Source organism: Streptomyces sp. NPDC028305, from assembly GCF_055569495.1.
The window spans coordinates 1-16,496 of the sequence record NZ_JBVHTN010000011.1; the positions used below are offsets into that span (position 1 = coordinate 1).

The 16,496-nt window shown below is 72.0% G+C and carries 16 protein-coding genes and 1 tRNA gene; 7 read left to right on the plus strand and 10 right to left on the minus strand.

What is annotated here, in order from left to right:
- Positions 1-99: 99 nt before the first annotated feature.
- The 7 genes from ACZ4WQ_RS39775 to galU form a co-directional block, all read right to left on the minus strand.
- Positions 100-173, minus strand: a tRNA-Ala gene (locus ACZ4WQ_RS39775).
- Positions 174-260: 87 nt separating this feature from the next.
- Positions 261-1,388 carry a divisome protein SepX/GlpR gene (gene sepX / locus ACZ4WQ_RS39780; protein ID WP_311726434.1) on the minus strand — a complete coding sequence of 376 codons (1,128 nt, stop codon included), beginning with the start codon at positions 1,386-1,388 and terminating at the stop codon, positions 261-263.
- Positions 1,389-1,551: 163 nt separating this feature from the next.
- On the minus strand, positions 1,552-2,175 hold the full coding sequence (locus ACZ4WQ_RS39785) for a GNAT family N-acetyltransferase (protein WP_311726502.1): 624 nt from the start codon (positions 2,173-2,175) through the stop codon (positions 1,552-1,554).
- On the minus strand, positions 2,172-2,768 hold the full coding sequence (locus tag ACZ4WQ_RS39790; protein WP_398370772.1) for a molybdenum cofactor biosynthesis protein B: 597 nt from the start codon (positions 2,766-2,768) through the stop codon (positions 2,172-2,174). Before ACZ4WQ_RS39790 ends, ACZ4WQ_RS39785 begins: the two co-directional genes overlap by 4 nt.
- Positions 2,765-3,247, minus strand: coding sequence for a cyclic pyranopterin monophosphate synthase MoaC (gene moaC / locus ACZ4WQ_RS39795; protein WP_311726436.1), 483 nt, complete (start codon positions 3,245-3,247; stop codon positions 2,765-2,767). The genes ACZ4WQ_RS39790 and moaC overlap by 4 nt, the downstream gene beginning before the upstream one ends.
- A gap of 614 nt (positions 3,248-3,861) precedes the next feature.
- On the minus strand, positions 3,862-5,253 hold the full coding sequence (glp, locus tag ACZ4WQ_RS39800; RefSeq protein ID WP_398370770.1) for a molybdotransferase-like divisome protein Glp: 1,392 nt from the start codon (positions 5,251-5,253) through the stop codon (positions 3,862-3,864).
- Positions 5,254-5,257: 4 nt separating this feature from the next.
- Entirely contained in the window at positions 5,258-6,160 is a 903-nt protein-coding gene (gene galU / locus ACZ4WQ_RS39805; RefSeq protein WP_385342581.1) for a UTP--glucose-1-phosphate uridylyltransferase GalU, read from the minus strand.
- Positions 6,161-6,241: 81 nt separating this feature from the next.
- Between galU and ACZ4WQ_RS39810 the strand changes: the two genes are divergently transcribed.
- Positions 6,242-6,850: a 5-formyltetrahydrofolate cyclo-ligase gene (locus ACZ4WQ_RS39810; RefSeq protein WP_385342579.1), complete on the plus strand. Its 609-nt coding sequence runs from the start codon at positions 6,242-6,244 to the stop codon at positions 6,848-6,850.
- Positions 6,851-6,999: 149 nt separating this feature from the next.
- On the opposite strand, the gene ACZ4WQ_RS39815 is transcribed toward ACZ4WQ_RS39810, so the two are convergent.
- Positions 7,000-9,744, minus strand: a complete 2,745-nt coding sequence (locus ACZ4WQ_RS39815; protein WP_311726439.1) for a penicillin acylase family protein — start codon at positions 9,742-9,744, stop codon at positions 7,000-7,002.
- Between the two features lie 209 nt (positions 9,745-9,953).
- Between ACZ4WQ_RS39815 and ACZ4WQ_RS39820 the strand changes: the two genes are divergently transcribed.
- The 5 genes from ACZ4WQ_RS39820 (at position 9,954) to mscL (ending at position 14,384) form a co-directional block, all read left to right on the plus strand.
- Entirely contained in the window at positions 9,954-11,462 is a 1,509-nt protein-coding gene (locus ACZ4WQ_RS39820) for a potassium/proton antiporter (protein ID WP_385342577.1), read from the plus strand.
- A 183-nt stretch (positions 11,463-11,645) separates the two neighbouring features.
- Positions 11,646-11,999, plus strand: a complete 354-nt coding sequence (locus ACZ4WQ_RS39825; RefSeq protein WP_311726441.1) for an FmdB family zinc ribbon protein — start codon at positions 11,646-11,648, stop codon at positions 11,997-11,999.
- 103 nt (positions 12,000-12,102) lie between these two features.
- Positions 12,103-12,951 (plus strand): S-methyl-5'-thioadenosine phosphorylase, encoded by an 849-nt coding sequence (locus ACZ4WQ_RS39830; RefSeq protein WP_398370766.1) that lies wholly within the window; start codon positions 12,103-12,105, stop codon positions 12,949-12,951.
- A 431-nt stretch (positions 12,952-13,382) separates the two neighbouring features.
- Positions 13,383-13,856 (plus strand): RcpC/CpaB family pilus assembly protein, encoded by a 474-nt coding sequence (locus ACZ4WQ_RS39835; RefSeq protein WP_311726443.1) that lies wholly within the window; start codon positions 13,383-13,385, stop codon positions 13,854-13,856.
- An 81-nt stretch (positions 13,857-13,937) separates the two neighbouring features.
- Entirely contained in the window at positions 13,938-14,384 is a 447-nt protein-coding gene (gene mscL, locus ACZ4WQ_RS39840; protein WP_311726444.1) for a large conductance mechanosensitive channel protein MscL, read from the plus strand.
- A 37-nt stretch (positions 14,385-14,421) separates the two neighbouring features.
- On the opposite strand, the gene ACZ4WQ_RS39845 is transcribed toward mscL, so the two are convergent.
- Both ACZ4WQ_RS39845 and ACZ4WQ_RS39850 read right to left on the minus strand, forming a co-directional pair.
- The gene (locus ACZ4WQ_RS39845; protein ID WP_398370763.1) at positions 14,422-14,619 is read right to left on the minus strand and encodes a hypothetical protein; all 198 of its coding nucleotides are present in this window, start codon (positions 14,617-14,619) and stop codon (positions 14,422-14,424) included.
- Positions 14,620-14,622: 3 nt separating this feature from the next.
- Positions 14,623-15,168: an AMP-binding protein gene (locus ACZ4WQ_RS39850; protein WP_311726446.1), complete on the minus strand. Its 546-nt coding sequence runs from the start codon at positions 15,166-15,168 to the stop codon at positions 14,623-14,625.
- Positions 15,169-15,300: 132 nt separating this feature from the next.
- Here ACZ4WQ_RS39850 and ACZ4WQ_RS39855 point away from each other — a divergent pair, with 132 nt between their 5' ends.
- Positions 15,301-16,488, plus strand: a complete 1,188-nt coding sequence (locus ACZ4WQ_RS39855; RefSeq protein WP_311726447.1) for a P1 family peptidase — start codon at positions 15,301-15,303, stop codon at positions 16,486-16,488.
- Positions 16,489-16,496 lie beyond the last annotated feature (8 nt).

Here is a 16,496-nt window from a genome sequence, read left to right on the forward strand (position 1 = left end):
CTCGAACAGACCCCAGAAACGCCAAGATCCCGCCCGATCAATCAGATCGGACGGGATCTCGTGAACCATTCTCGAGCTAACTCAAGAACAGCCGCTGTGTGGACCTGAGGGGATTTGAACCCCTGACCCCCTCGATGCGAACGAGGTGCGCTACCAGTCTGCGCCACAGGCCCTTGCAGCGAGTGAAACTCTAGCATCCCGTCCGGGGTGCTTGGAAATCCGTTCCTCGCCGGTGCCAGGACGGTCCCCGCTGGTCAGGGTCACTCGTTGGCGGCGCGGGGGCGGTCCTCGTCGGCGTACTGGTCGAACAGGGGGGTGCGGCCGCGCTCGCGGGGGCCGCGGGCGGCGGGGTCGGGGGCGTGGGTGGGCTCCGCAGCGCTGGAGCGGGCGGAGCTCCAGGCGTCGGGGGCGCCCAGGTCGACGTTGCCGGTCGCGCGGGGGGCGACGGGCGCGGTGACGTAGGTGGGCAGGGGGACGGGCACCGGCTCCCAGCTCTCGCCGGAGGCGGGTCCGCGCTCGCGCTCGCGCTGCTGGTCCACCCACTCCGCGTGGTCCGTCTGCTCGACCAGGGCGCGGCGGCCGGCCGCGTGCGGGGAGGCCGCCGGGGCGGCCCGGTCGGCCTCGGCGCGGGCCGGCGGCTCGGCGGGGCCGTCGTCGGTGGGGTCCTCGGCGGGCGGGCAGGCGCGCGGGCGGCGCTCGCGGAGGCGCTGGGCGGCCAGCTCGGCGCGGCGCTGGTCCATGGTGAAGGCGAAGCGGCGGCGCTCCTGGGTGCGGAGGTAGGCGATGTACGCGCTCAGCAGGACGGCCGGGAGGCCCGGGGCCCACAGGAAGGTGAGGCCGCCGACCGCCGCGACGACCGCGCCGAGGGTGAAGGCGACGAAGAGAACGATGGTGGTGCGCCGGCGGCGCGCCAGCACCTTCGCGCGCGGGTTGCGGGCCGCGGTGCCGGGGGACGGGCCGGAGGCTCCCACAGGAGAGGCGGGAGACGCCGGGGCAGGGCCGTCGGCGGGCGGTGCGGCGTGGGGCGGCACGGGCGCGCGCATGGTCACGGGGTCGGCGAAGGCCCGGACGTCGACCGCGTCGGTCACGGCGTCCGGCTCGGCCACGCGCCGGTCCGGGCCGGCGGCGTCTCCCCCGGCCTCGGGGCGGTCCGCGTCGTCGGCGCGGCCGTCCTGGTCCTCCAGGCCCCCGAGGGCCTCGAGCTCCGCCCGTTCCTTGGCGTAACGACGCTCCATGCCCGCCCGTCCGGACAACAGCCGGATGGCGGTGCTGAAGCGCTCCGTGGGACGGGCTTCATTGAGCTCGTCCTGCCTACGAAGCCACATCGGCACCAAATAGGCGGCCCAGGCCCCGACGATGACTGCGTAGATGAGGCCACTGCTGCTCACGGTCACACGGTAGAGGGGTCCGCGCGAGGCCATCTGCCAATTGGCGCGGTGTGTCGCACGATCTGGCTGATATCTCGAACTTTTTTTGTGATTGTTGGGATGACCAGGATGGGAATGTGCTCAATTGGCGGAAGTTATCGAACACTTATTTCGAACAAATATTTTATTTCTGTGATGCGCCCGGCCTCATCCGGTGCCACCGCGCCAGCAGCCCCTCGGGAACCTCCTCCGCCGTGAGGGCGAAGACCAGGTGATCGCGCCAGGCGCCGTCGATGTGGAGGTAGCGGGGGCGCAGCCCCTCCTCGCGGAATCCCAGTTTCTCCACCACCCGGCGGCTCGGCCCGTTCTCGGGCCTGATGCACACCTCGATGCGGTGCAGTCCGACCGTACGGAAGCAATGGTCGGTCGCGAGCGCCACGGCGGTCGGCATGACCCCGCGGCCGGCGACCGCCTCGTCGACCCAATAGCCGATATGGCCCGAGCACATCGAGCCCCAGGTGATTCCGGCCACCGTCAGCTGTCCGGCAAGCCGCCCCCGGTACTCCACCACGAAGGGCAGCATCCGCCCGGCGTGCGCCTCGGCGCGCAGATGGCGGACCATCTGGCGGTAGGTGGGCCGGTGGGTGACGGGGCCGCCGGGCGGGGGCGGCGGAATGGTGGCTTCCCAAGGGCGCAGCCAGTCGCGGTTGCGCTGGTTGACCTCGCGCCACGCGCGCTGGTCGCGCAGCTTTATAGGGCGAAGGATCGTGTCGCCGTCCGCCAGCGCGACCGGCCAGGGCGCGTTCAGCGCGCGCTCCCGGCCGGACCGGTGGGGGCGGTGGGACCCGTGGGGGCGGTGGGGCGACCGGTGTCGGGGTGTGCGGGGCCGGCGGGATCAGGAGGGTCGGCCGGTCTGGGGTGGTCGCCGCCGCGCAACTGCTCGATCGCGTGGACCAGAAGCCGCCCCAGGACCGCGAGCCCGTCCCGTACACCGCCGGTCGACCCCGGCAGGTTGACGATCAGGGTCGTCCCGGCGACCCCGGCCAGGCCGCGGGAGAGCGCGGCGGTGGGCACCTTGGCCAGGCCCTCGGCGCGGACCGCCTCCGCGATGCCCGGAACCTCGTAGTCCAGCACCCGGCGGGTCGCCTCGGGGGTGCGGTCGGTGGGCGAGATGCCCGTGCCGCCCGTGGTCACGACGACATCGTACGAAGCGGCCACCGCGTCACGCAGGGCCGCCTCCACCGGGTCGCCGTCGGGGACCACCCATGGCCCGTCGACCGCCAGGCCCAGCGCCGCCAGCCCCTCCACGAGCAGCGGGCCGCCCTTGTCGGCGTAGACCCCGGCGGCGGCGCGGTTGGACGCGGTGACGACCAGGGCGCGGTACGTCGGTGAGCCGCTCATGCCCGGCTCCAGTCGCCGGACTTGCCGCCCGTCTTCTCCTCCACCCGGACGTCCGTGATGACGGCGGACTTGTCGACGGCCTTCACCATGTCGATCACCGTCAGCGCGGCCACGCTGACCGCCGTCAGGGCCTCCATCTCGACGCCCGTGCGGTCGGTGGTGCGGACCGTGGCGATGATCTCCACCGCGTCGTCGGCGACCGTGAGGTCCACGGTCACGCCCGAGAGGGCGAGCGGATGGCACAGCGGGATCAGGTCCGGGGTGCGCTTGGCGCCCATGATGCCCGCGATCCGCGCGGTGGCGATCGCGTCGCCCTTGGGGACGCCGTCGCCGCGCAGCAGCTCCACGACGCGCGGGGCGACGAGCACACGGCCGCTGGCGCGGGCGGTGCGGGCGGTGACGTCCTTGTCCGAGACGTCGACCATGCGCGCCGCGCCCGATGGGTCGAGATGGGTGAGATGGTCCTGGGCGCTGCTCATCGTTCTCCCGGTCCGGGCCAGGTGGCTCCTGTGGGACGACACCGTACCGTTCCTGGTGTTGTTGACCTGCGTTGGCCACATCAGCACATTCCGGTCCAGGTGGGAGGTGTCTGCTGCCGGGTGCACCCCGAACGGTCCTGGGTGCGGGGAGCGGCACGGGCGGGTCACTTCGGTTCCGGCAGGTCTTGCCGCCCTTGTGGGGCGTGCCTGTGGTCCTGGGTGGGCTCGTGGTCCCACGTGGCCTGGGCGCGGATACGGTCTGGCCGGTAGCTCTCCGCTGTCCGATCCTCTGGTCGAAAGCGGTCACACCTGGCCGACGCCGAATCCGTTGTCCCAGGCCGCGTCTGCCGATCACCACCGCGGCCGCATGATGCCCGGTGACCATGGTCTTCGATTGATCGTCGAGAGGTGCCTGCCAGTGATGGGCGCCCCAGCGGGAGGTGTAGACCGGGTCCACGGCGATCAGGGTCAGCCCTTGGTGGTAGGCCATGCCGCGCAGGCGTTCCCGGAACCTGGCGGTGGGGATACCGGCCACTGTGCGGCGGAAGGCCTTGCCGCGCCGACCGCGACCGAAACAACAGCTGCCCACCCGCAGCGCGCGACGACGAGTGCGCTCACGTGAGCAGGACGACGTCCACTTCGGCGCCCGCGGCGACCTCCGTGGTCTCCTCGGGGACGACGATCAGCGCGTTCGCGTGCGCCAGCGCTTTGACCAGGTGGGATCCGGAGCCGCCCACAGGGGTGACGAGACCCGCCCCGCCGTCCACGCCCGGGGGCTCGTACCAGCCGCGCAGGAACTGGCGCCGCCCCCGCGGGGAGGACGCGACGCCCTCGGGGCAGCGCGCCCGCACCAGGGGGCGGTGGACGGGGCCGGTGCCCATGAGGGTGCGGATGGCGGGCCGCACGAACAGCTCGAAGGAGACATACGCGCTGACCGGGTTTCCGGGGAGGGCGATGAACGGGACGCGGTCCGGGCCGACCCGCCCGAAGCCCTGGGGCTTGCCCGGCTGCATGGCCAGCTTGCGGAACTCGACCTCCCGCATGGCCTCCTTGACCACGTCGTACGCGCCGACGCTGACGCCGCCGCTGGTGACCACGATGTCCGCCCGGCTCAGCTGGTCCTCGACGGTCGCGCGCAGCGTCCCGGCATCGTCGGCGACCGAGCCCACCCGGTAGGCGATCGCCCCGGCGTCCCGCGCGGCGGCGGTGAGCTGGAAGCTGTTGGAGTCGTGGATCCGGCCGGGGCCCGCCTCCTGGCCGGGCTGGACCAGTTCGCTGCCGGTCGACAGCACCACGACGCGCGGCCGCGGCCGCACCTTGACCCTGGCCCGCCCGAGCGCGGCCAGCAGGCCGATCTGCGGTGCGCCCAGGACCGTGCCGGCCCCCAGCGCCAGCTCGCCCGCCGCCGCGTCGCAGCCACGGGCTCGCACATGCTGCCCGGTCGCGGCGGGGCGGAAGACGCGCACTCTGCCGCTCGCGCCCTCGGGGGCCTCGCTGTGGGCGGGCATGGTGGTGACCGGGCCCTCGCCGAGGCCGCCGTCGGTCCACTCGACGGGCACGACGGCCTGGGCGCCGGGCGGCAGCGGGGCGCCGGTCATGATGCGGGCGGCCTCGCCGGGGCCGACGGCGGGCGCGGACTCGCTGCCCGCCGCGATGTCGCCGACGACGGTGAGCACCGCGGGGTAGTCCTCCGTCGCCGCCCCGATATCGGCCGTACGGACCGCGTAGCCGTCCATGGAGCTGTTGTCGAACGGCGGGAGGGCGGAGGGGACGGTGATGTCCTCGACGAGGACGCACCCCTGGGCCTCGAGCAGCTGGAGCTCGATGGGGTCGAGGGGGTTGAGATGGCCGAGGATGTCGTCCAGGTGCTCGGCCACCGTCCAGAAGCGGTCACCGCCCTCGCCCCCACCCCGCCCCTCGCCGCGGCCGGACGCACCGGGCCGCGGCCCCCGGTCCGGGTCTTCGCTGGGGCCCTGGTCGGTGGCGCGTGCCGCGGTGCTGCTCACAGTGCTACATCTCCTCGGTGACGTAACGGCGAAGCCAGTCCCGGAAATCCGGGCCCAGGTCTTCACGTTCGCACGCGAGTCTGACAATGGCACGCAGATAGTCGCCACGGTCGCCTGTGTCGTACCGGCGCCCCTTGAAGACGACCCCGTGGACCGGCCCGCCGACGTCCGGATCGGCGGCCAGCGCCTGGAGCGCGTCGGTGAGCTGGATCTCGCCGCCGCGCCCGGGCTCGGTGGCGCGGAGCACGTCGAAGACGGCGGGGTCGAGGACATAGCGGCCGATGACGGCGTAGTTGCTGGGCGCGTCGGCCGGGTCCGGCTTCTCGACGAGCCCGGTCACCCGCACCACCTCCCCGTCCAGGGTCGGCTTGACGGCGGCGCAGCCGTAGAGGTGGATCTGGGCGGGGTCCACCTCCATCAGGGCGATGACGCTGCCGCCGTGCTGCTCCTGCACCTCGACCATCCGGGACAGGAGCGGGTCGCGGGCATCGATGAGGTCGTCGCCGAGGAGCACGGCAAAGGGCTGGTCACCGACGTGCGGGGCGGCGCAGAGTACGGCATGGCCCAGGCCCCTGGGGTCGCCCTGGCGAACGTAGTGCATGGTCGCGAGATCGCTGGACTCCTGGACGCGGGCGAGTCGGGTCTCGTCGCCCTTGCGGCTCAGGGCCTCTTCGAGCTCGTAGTTGCGGTCGAAGTGATCCTCCAGGGGCCGCTTGTTACGACCCGTGATCATGAGCACATCGGACAGCCCGGCGGTGACGGCTTCCTCGACGACGTACTGGATCGCCGGCTTGTCGACGACCGGCAGCATCTCCTTGGGGGTGGCCTTGGTGGCCGGCAGGAAGCGGGTTCCGAGCCCCGCGGCAGGGATGACAGCCTTGCTGATCCGAGTACGCGCTTGAGTCATGTACCGAACCCTATCGGGTGCCTTTGGGCGGATCATGAGGATTCGGTGAATATGACATGAGACAGGAGGTTTGCGCGCTCAATGATCAACATCGAAGGTAGTAAGCCGGAGTTGCGGCGAAGCCTCCTGGCGGTAAGAGCCAGGTTGACGGCGGATGACATCGCGGACGCCCGGTCGCGCTTGGCGTGTCGCGCGCTGGAGCTGCCGGAGCTCGCGGAGGCGCACACGGTGGCCGCCTATGTCTCGATCGGCGGCGAGCCCGGCACGGAGGGCCTGAGGGAGGCGCTGCGCGCGCGTGGCGTGCGGGTGCTGCTCCCGGTCCTGCTGGAGGACAACGACCTCGACTGGGGCCGGGACGAGGGCCCCGGCCGGCTGGTGCGCGCCCGGCGGGGGCTGCTGGAGCCGGAGGGGCCGCGGCTGGGCCCGGAGGCGGTCACCGGGGCGGACGTCGTGCTGCTGCCCGGGCTGGCGGTGGACCGGCGGGGGGTGCGGCTGGGCCGCGGCGGCGGCTCGTACGACCGCGTGCTGGCCCGGCTGGACCGGGCGGGGGCCCGCCCGGCGCTGGTGGTGCTGCTGTACGACGGCGAGGTGCTCGGCGAGGTCCCGGGCGAGGCCCACGACCGGCCGGTGCACGCGGCGATCACCCCGTCGGCGGTGCACCGCTTCCGCGCCGCCCAGGGCCCCGCGTAGGGCCGCCCGCGCTGCCCGTCACAGCCGCACGCCCCCCGCCGAGGCCTCTCCGCCACGAGGGGCGGAGGCTCGGCGAGGGGCGTGCGTCGTCTCGCGGAGTCGTCTCGCGGAGTCGTCTCGCGGAGTCGTCTCGCGAGGGAGACGGGGTGTCAGGGCGTGAGCGCCAGCGCGTCGTCCGTCGACTTCTCCACCGCGCTCTTGCTGAAGGACCAGGGCAGCAGCTCGCCCTTCGCCCACTTCTCGGTCTGGTCGGTGTAGTGGGCGTTGTAGGCGTGCCCGGAGGCGCCGGTGAGGTTGATCCACCGCGACTTGTCCAGATTGTCGAGGTTGACGACCATCCGCATCGACGGCACCCAGGTGACCCCGTAGCCGCCCGCCGCGTTCCACCCGGTGGCGTTGACCGCGCCCTCGCCGCCGGACAGGTTCCAGGGGCCGCGGTTGAGGAGCCACTGCACCACGCCCGGGCCCTCGGTGCCCAGGGTCTGGTTCTTCAGCGTGAGCTGGTGCAGCCGGCCCCAGCTCCAGCTGTTGATGTCCTTGCCCAGCTTGGCGGTGAGCTCGGAGCGCGCGTCCTTCATGGCCTCCGCCAGGAGCTCGTCCCGGTTGGTGGCGGCGGGCTCGAGGCGGGTGCCGGTGGTCTTCCACCACTTGTTCTTCGGATCCTTGATGATCTTCCGAATGATCTCGTACCAGCGGTCGCCGCCGTCCGGCTGGGCCGACGCCGCGTCGCGCTGGCCGCACTCGCGCACCAGCCGGGCGTTGCCGTCCAGGTCCTCGGCGGGGCCGGAGTCATCGGCGGGCCGGACCCGCAGGCACTGGCCCTTCACCCGCAGCTCCTTCGGAAGTTTATTTCCGAACGCGAGCATAAGGACGTTGCGATAGACGGCGTTGAAATAGGCGGCGGCCGGGGAGTCCGAGTCCTGGGTGTAGTCCCAGCCCTCCAGGAGCTTCTGCGCGCCCCTGACATAGTCGCTCTTGACGTCGATCTTCAGCAGGTACGGAGTCAGCAGCTCGGCGATCTCGCTGCTGTTGTCCATCTGCATGGACTGCATGTCGTCGGTCGAGATCTTCCCGTTGTCCTTGATCTTCGACTCGATCAGGTCGGTTATCCGCTGGCTGCGCGCCCCGTATCCCCAGTCGTCGGTCAGCTTGTACTTGTAGTCCTTGCCTATGACGGCCTGGTTGGCGGTGACGATGTAGCCGCGCTTGGGGTCGTAGTCCCAGGGCAGCTCGGCCTGCGGGATGTAGCCGTTCCACTCGTAGCGCGAGTCCCAGCCGGGCGCCGGGTAGCGGCCGTCGCCCTTGGCGCGCGTGGGGATCTTGCCGGGCGCCTGGTAGCCGATGTGGTTCTTGGTGTCGGCGTAGATCAGGTTCTGGGACGGGACGGCGAAGTCGCGGGCCGCCTTGCGGAAGTCCGTGAAGTTCTTGGCGGTGTTGAGCTCGAAGACCGCGTCCATGGTGTTGGAGGGGTCCAGCGCGGTCCAGCGCAGCGAGACCGCGTAGCCGTCACCGCGGTCGGGGGCCACGTCGCCGACCTCACTGCCGACCGGCGCGCTCTTGCCGACGTCCCCGAGTTCGTCGTCACGGTCGGAGACGATCGGACCGTGCCTGGTGGAGCGGACCGTGATCGTCCTGGACTTGCCGTCGGCGACCTTGATGGTCTCCTCGCGGGTCTTGAAGGGGATCTGCTTGCCGTCGTAGAGGTAGCCCTCGTCGGTGACCTTCTCCAGGTAGAGATCGGTCACATCGGCGCCCAGATTGGTCATGCCCCAGGCGATGTCCTGGTTGTGACCTATGACCACGCCCGGCATGCCGGAGAAGGTGTAGCCCGCCACGTCGTACGGGCACGCGCTGCTGACCTGGTTGCAGTGCAGGCCCATCTGGTACCAGACGGACGGCAGCTGCGGGGCCAGGTGCGGGTCGTTGGCGAGCAGCGGCTTGCCGGTGGTGGTGTACCGCCCGGCGACGACCCAGGAGTTGGAGCCGATGCCGGTGCCGTTCGGGCCGAGCAGCGCGGGGATGTCGTCCAGGGTCTTGGAGAGCGAGGAGAGCTGGGTCTGGAAGCCCCCGGTGGCGCCCGCGACGCCGTTCGCGGTGGAGTCGGCGGACGTGTCCGTGGCGGTCGCCTTGGGGTCGAACGCCTTGGTGATGTCGTTCACCGCGCCGCTGTCCACGATCGGCTTGTTGCGGCCGTACGGGTAGGACGGGTACAGCTCCTCGATCTCCTCGGGCTTCAGCCGGCTGGAGGCCAGCGCCCGGTCGACCTCGTCCTGCATGTTGCCGCGCAGGTCCCACGCCATGGCCTTGAGCCAGGCCACCGAGTCGACCGGGGTCCACTTCTCGGGCGTGTAGTCGTGCTCGAACTCCAAGGCCGCGTACTCGACGGACAACTCCTTGCCCTTGTGGTCCGCGAGGTAGGCGTTGACGCCGTCGGCATAGGCCCGCAAGTACTTCTTGGTCGCCGGCGACAGCTTGGTGTCGTATTCCTGCTTCGCGACCCGGTGCCAGCCCAGGGTGCGCAGGAACGCGTCGGTCTCCACCTGTCCGGAGCCGAACATCTCGGAGAGCCTGCCCGCCGTCATGTGGCGGCGCACATCCATCTCCCAGAAGCGGTCCTGGGCCTGGACGTACCCCTGGGCGCGGAAGAGATCCTCGGGGGTGTTCGCGTAGAGCTGCGGTATGCCATAGCCGTCACGCTTGACCTGGACGGGCCCCGACAGGCCCTTGAGCTGGAGCGACCCCGTCGTCTCCGGGAAAGAGGCACGGACCGTACTGATGCTCCAGTACGAGCCGTACCCGACGCCCCCCACGAGCAGCAGCACGACTGCGATCACGATCAGGCGGGCACGTCGGCCCTTCTTTTTGCCAGAAGGGCCGTTTTTGTTGGCGGGCATCGCTGTCCTTCGAGGGGCAGGGTGATCCTGGAGTGCTGGAGCAACCATAGGCGCAGCGCTGTCGCCTCCCCTACGCGGAGTCATGGCTGGGGCCGTCCCCCGGCCATCGCCCCTGAAAAATCGATGTGAGCCACCCGCGTCAAGAACCCGTAAAATGTTAGGTAAGGCAATGAAGTTCCGGTCGGTCGGGGAGCCTTCCGGCCGCTCCCGTGAGAAAGGTTCGGCCGCTGACTGTCCACCACCTCAACGAACTCCTGCTGATCTGCTCACTCGTCCTGCTCGTAGCAGTGGCGGCCGTCAGGGTCTCGAGCCGCAGCGGGCTGCCGACCCTGCTGATCTACCTCGGCCTCGGCGTCGCGATCGGGCAGGACGGGATCGGCGTCGTCTTCGAGGACGCCGAGCTCACGCAGGTACTCGGCTATGCCGCCCTTGTGATCATCCTGGCCGAGGGCGGCCTCGGCACGAAGTGGCGGGAAATCAAACCCGCCCTGCCACTCGCCGCGGTGCTGTCCACGGTCGGGGTCGCGGTGAGCGTCGGGGTCACGGCGACGGCCGCGCACTATCTGGTCGGGCTCGAGTGGCGGCAGGCGCTGATCATCGGGGCGGTGGTGTCGTCCACGGACGCGGCGGCGGTCTTCTCGGTGCTGCGCAAGGTGCCGCTGCCCAGGAGGCTCACGGGCGCCCTGGAGGCGGAGTCCGGCTTCAACGACGCCCCGGTGGTGATCCTGGTGGTCGCCTTCTCCGCCCAGGGCGGGGTCAGCCCGTGGTACGCGCTGCTCGGCGAGATCACTCTGGAGCTGGCCATCGGCGCGGTGGTGGGGCTGGCGATCGGCTGGCTGGGGTCGTTCGGGCTGCGGCATGTGGCGCTGCCCGCCTCGGGTCTGTACCCGATCGCGGTGATGGCGATCGCCGTGATCGCGTACGCGGGCGGGGCGCTGGCCCACGGCTCCGGTTTCCTCGCCGTCTATCTGGCCTCGTTGATCCTGGGGAACGCGAAGCTGCCGCACTGGCCGGCGACGCGCGGCTTCGCCGAGGGGCTCGGCTGGATCGCGCAGATCGGGATGTTCGTGCTGCTCGGCCTGCTGGTCACCCCGCATGAGCTGGGTGACGACGTGTGGCCGGCCATCGGCGTCGGGCTGGTGCTGACGGCCGTGGCCCGGCCGGTCTCGGTGCTGGTGAGCACGGTGCCCTTCCGGGTGCCCTGGCGGGAGAAGGCGCTGCTGTCGTGGGCGGGGCTGCGCGGCGCGGTGCCGATCGTGCTCGCCACCATCCCGATGGTCTCGAACGTGCCCGACAGCCGCCGCGTCTTCAACATCGTCTTCGTGCTGGTGATCGTCTACACCCTGGTGCAGGGCCCGACGCTGCCCTGGCTGGCGCGCCGGCTGCGCCTGGGCGAGGAGGAGGCGGCGGCGGACCTCGGTATCGAGTCGGCGCCGCTGGAGCGGCTGCGCGGCCATCTGCTGTCGGTTTCGATCCCCGAGCACTCCAAGATGCACGGCGTGGAGATCGGCGAGCTGCGGCTGCCGACGGGGGCCGCGGTCACCTTGGTCGTACGGGCCGAGAAGAGTTTCGTACCGCAGCCGTCGACCGTGCTGCGGCGCGGCGACGAGCTGCTGGTCGTGGCCACGGACCCGGTGCGGGACGCGGCGGAGGAGCGGCTGCGGGCGGTGGGCCGGGGCGGCAAGCTGGCGGGCTGGCTGGGCACGACCGGCCAGTGACCCGGCGGCGGTACGGGCGGGGGCCGGTTCGCGATCACGCGGGTCCCCGGCCCGGGGCGGCCGGGGACCCGCGGCCACGTGGAATGGGTCACCGTATTGCCCGCCGCAGTGGACTGGCGAGCGGGAATACTGCACTATGGAGCGTCGTTAGCACTCACTGAGTGAGAGTGCCAGGAGGAGTAAGTGCCGACCTATCAGTACCAGTGCACCGAGTGCGGCGAGGGCCTCGAGGCGGTGCAGAAGTTCACCGACGACGCGCTCACCGAGTGCCCCAACTGCAACGGACGCCTCAAGAAGGTGTTCTCGGCGGTCGGTATCGTCTTCAAGGGCTCCGGCTTCTACCGGAACGACAGCCGCGGCTCCTCGTCCAGCAGCACGAGCGGCACGTCCAAGCCGACGTCCGTGAAGAGCGAGGGCTCCTCGTCGGCTTCGTCTTCGTCGTCGTCCTCGGACGCGTCTTCGTCGTCGACCTCCTCGACGTCCTCCTCGGGCTCTTCGTCGTCGGCCTCGTCGGCCGGCAGCTCGTCGGCCGCCTGACCCGCGGCCGTCTCGATCACATACGACATCCCGCCACCCGCCCCCCGAGGGGCGAGTCGGTGGGATGTTCGTATGCACGGGCGGCGCTGGCTAGGGTGACCGCATGGCGGACACCAGCAGCACGCATGCGGAGATAGGGGTCATCGGCGGGTCGGGGTTCTACTCCTTCCTCGACGACGTGACCGAGATCACTGTCGAGACCCCCTATGGCGCGCCGAGCGACTCGCTCTTCCTCGGGGAGGTCGCGGGGCGGCGGGTCGCCTTCCTCCCGCGCCACGGCCGTAAGCACCACCTGCCCCCGCACCGGATCAACTACCGCGCCAACCTGTGGGCGCTGCGCTCGGTCGGCGTGCGGCAGGTCCTCGGCCCGTGCGCGGTGGGCGGACTGCGGCCGGAGTACGGACCGGGCACGCTGCTGGTGCCGGACCAGCTGGTGGACCGCACGAAGGGCCGTATTCAGACCTATTTCGACGGCGAGCCGCTGCCGGACGGGCGGGTGCCGAACGTGGTGCACACCACCTTCGCCGATCCGTACTGCCCGGCCGGACGGCAGGCCGCGGTGGCGGCGGCGCGCGGGCGCGGCTGGGAGCCGGTGGACGGTGGCACGCTGTGCGTGATCGAGGGGCCGCGCTTCTCCACCCGGGCCGAGTCGCGGTGGCACGCGGCGCAGGGATGGTCGGTGGTCGGCATGACGGGGCATCCAGAGGCGGTGCTGGCCCGTGAACTGGAGCTCTGCTACACGTCGTTGACTCTGGTCACGGACCTGGACGCGGGGGCGGAGACGGGCGAGGGCGTCTCGCACGGCGAGGTGCTGCGGGTGTTCGGGGAGAACTTGGAGCGGCTGCGCGACGTGCTCTTCGACGCGGTGGGCGCGCTGCCGGCCACCGATGCGCGGGACTGTCTGTGCGGGCATGGGCACGACGGCTGGGACCTGGGGATCGAACTGCCTTAGCGGCGGAGGGGTTCCACCCGCGCGGGCTTTACCCGCGGGGGCTTTACCCACGGGGGTTCACCCGCGTCGGCTTTACCCGCGCGGGTGACGGAGTTGTCCACAGCCTGGGGGTTGTGCACAGGCCGGAGCGGGATTCGGGGCGGGCGGGCATCGTGGAGGGGTCAGAAGCTCCCGGCCTCGCACGACAGGCGGTGATTGCCGTGTCCGACCCGTTCCGTTCCTCTCCTTCCCCTTCTTCGTCTCTTCCCTCTTCTCCACCTCTTTCTCTCTCCTCATCCCCTCTGCCCATGTCCCGGCCCCGCCCGGCGCCGTCCTGGGCCGAGCGGTCCCGTCGCACTCCCCCGACGTGCACGGTTCCCCGGTTCGGGCCGGTGCGGGTGGGCCGCGGCGGCCATCGGCTCCGGCGTGCGTTACGGCGGCGACGGCGCTCGATGGCGGCGGGGCTGGCGATGACCGCGGCGGCGCTGGCGGCCGCCGCGCCGTCCGGCGGCGGAGACCCGCGCCCGGCAGCGTCCTCACCACCGGAGAACGTCCGGCGCGAGCCGCGCCCGGCCGTGGTGTCCGCTCCGGTCCGGATCGCCGACGCGGCGGCCGTGCGGCTGCTGCGCCCCGGCGACCGGGTGGACGTGCTGGCCGCCCCGGGGGCCGGTCAGACTCGCGGCCCCGCCACCGCGCGTGTGATCGCTCGCGGCGCGGAGGTGACCGATGTGCCGCGGCCGCGGCCGGTGCGCGCCGCGGCGGGCACCGGGGCCGGGGATCTCGACCCCGGCGACTTCGACACCGGGGATTCCCAAGCGGCGGGCGGCGGGGCACTGGTGGTGCTCGCGGTGCCCCGGACGACGGCGGCGGCCCTGGCCGGCGCGGCGACCACATCGCGGTTGGCGGTGGCGCTGTGCCGATCTTGACCGTAGGTTGCGGAGCCGTCCGCTCCAGAACCGGCGCGGCGAGAGAGAGGCAGAGGGTTGAGCGAGGAGAAGAAGAGCGTCATGGATGGCTTCAAGGCCTTCCTGATGCGGGGCAACGTGATCGATCTGGCCGTCGCGGTCGTGGTCGGAGCCGCGTTCACGGGGGTTGTGAACTCCATAGTGAAGGGCTTGATCAATCCGGTTGTCGGCGCCTTCGGCACCAAGGACCTGGAGAAGTACCACTCCTGTCTCCAGGCGCCCTGCGAGACGAACGCGGCGGGCGAGGTCGTCAAGGGCATCCCCATCTTCTGGGGCACGGTGCTGAGCGCCGTGCTCACCTTCCTGATCACGGCGGCGGTGGTGTACTTCCTGATGGTGCTGCCGATGTCGCGCTATCTGGCGCGCAAGGCCGCCAAGGAGCAGAGGGAAGAGGAGGAGCAGGCCGACAAGGAGAGCGCCGAGATCGCGCTGCTCCGCGAGATAAGGGACGAGCTGGTCGCGCAGCGCGGCAGCCGATCGGGCACCTGAGCCCTCGGGCCCCCGGCGCTCCCGGCGCCCTCGGCGCTCAGAGGTGGTGGGGCGGCTTCTCGTCCAGGAAGCGGGCCAGATCCGTGGCACTGTCGGTGCCGTCTCCGGAGTCGCGGCCGGACGGGCGCTCGCCCCAGCCACGGTCCGTGTCGTCCGAGGACCGCTGCGCCAGCGGGTCGTCGAAGATCAGCGCGGCGGCCGGGTCGCGCGGTCCGGGGTCGGGGGCGTTGCTCATGGGTCAAGCGTACGGCTGGCCGGACGACGAGTCGGCGGCAGCGGCCAGCTGCTCGTGCCACCACAGGTCCCGGCCGGGCGTCCAGGACACGGGGCGGGCCAGCCGGTGGACGACCAGGACCTTCGGTATGCGCCCGCTGCCGGCCAGCGCCCGGTCGATCAGCGGCTTGAGCGGCTGCGGCTCCTCGCGCCGCCAGTTGCCGTCGGCGGTGATCAGCAACTTCGCGTCCATCTCCGCCAGCCGGTCGCGCAGTTCGTGCACCCGCAGCCCGATGGGAAGCGTGGAGCGTACGGCGTCGAGGCGGCCGCAGGCGAGGGTGGCGATCACGGACTCGGGGATCAGCGGCAGATGGACCGCCACCCGGTCCCCCGCCCGCACGCCGAGCCGAGTCAGGGCGGCCGCCGCGCGGCTCGCTTGGTCCAGCAGCTCGGCATGGGTCAGCTCTTCCTCGCAGTCCGGCTCACTGATCCAGCGGAGGGCGACCCGGGGGGCCTGCCGCGCGGCGGCGGCCAGGGTCGGGAGCTCCTCCGTCCGAGAGGTACGGGGCACGTTGATCTTCCTTCGGACGCGGGCGAACGGCATATCGCACAGCCTGCCGCCGCCCCATCAACGTCTGATGAACGTCCTGTTGATGCGGGGCCCGGCTGCCGCGCGGGCGGGTCCGTGCTACGCATAGCGCCCATGGATACCGACCCGAGGACACCCCGCCCTGCCCACCCCGGCCGGGCCGACGCCCTGACGGATGTACCCGGACTGCGCGTCGGTCATGCGCGGCGGACCGGTGGCGGCCAACTCACCGGCACGACCGTCGTATTGGCCCCGGAAGGGGGTGCGATCGCCGCGGTCGACGTCCGGGGCGGCGGCCCCGGCACCCGCGAGACCGATGCCCTCGACGCGCGCAACATCGTCCAGCGCGTCGATGCCGTCGTGCTGACCGGCGGCAGCGCGTTCGGCCTGGACGCCGCCTCCGGGGTGGCCGCCTGGCTGGAGGAGCACGGCCGTGGCTTCCGGGTCGGCCCCGACCCGGCGCAGGTGGTGCCGGTGGTACCGGCCGCCGCCCTCTTCGACCTCGGGCGGGGCGGCGACTGGCGGGCCCGGCCGGACGCCGTACTGGGCCGTGAGGCCATCAAGGCCGCGGCCGGAACGGGCCTGGGCGCGCCGGTCGCGCAGGGCAATGTGGGGGCCGGCACGGGCGCGGTGGCAGGCGGCGTCAAGGGAGGCGTCGGATCGGCGAGCGTGGTCCTGCCGTCGGGGATCACCGTGGCCGCCCTGGCCGCGGTCAACGCGGCGGGCTCGGTGATCGACCCGCTGACGGGCGAGCTGTACGGGGAGTGGTTCGCCGAGGCGTACGCACCGGCGGGAGGCGGCCGGGCCCGCCGCCCCGCCGAGGCGGAGCACGCCAGGGCACAGCGTCGGCTGGCAGCCGCGCGGGCCGAGTCGGAGCGGCGCTCGGCGGCGTCCGTGCGGCCGCCGCTGAACACCACCCTGGCGGTGGTCGCCACGGACGCGGCGCTCACCCGGGCCCAGGCGCACAAGCTCGCGGGCACGGCACACGACGGCCTGGCGCGCGCGGTGCGACCTGTGCATCTGCTGTCCGACGGCGACACGGTCTTCGCCCTGGCGACCGGCGACCGCCCGCTTGTGCCCGAGGGCACGGAAGGCAGCCAGGACCCGGCGTTCGGGGTGCATCTGGAGGCCGGGGCGCTGAACGAGGTCCTGGCCGCCGGGGCGGATGTGCTGACGCGTGCGGTGGTCAAGGGGGTGCTCGCGGCCGAGGGGGTGGACGGGCCGGGTGGCGTCTTCCCGGCGTACCGCGACCTGTACGGCCCCGGGCAGGCCGGGTCGGAGGGCGGGGCGGGAGCCCCGTAGGCAGAGCC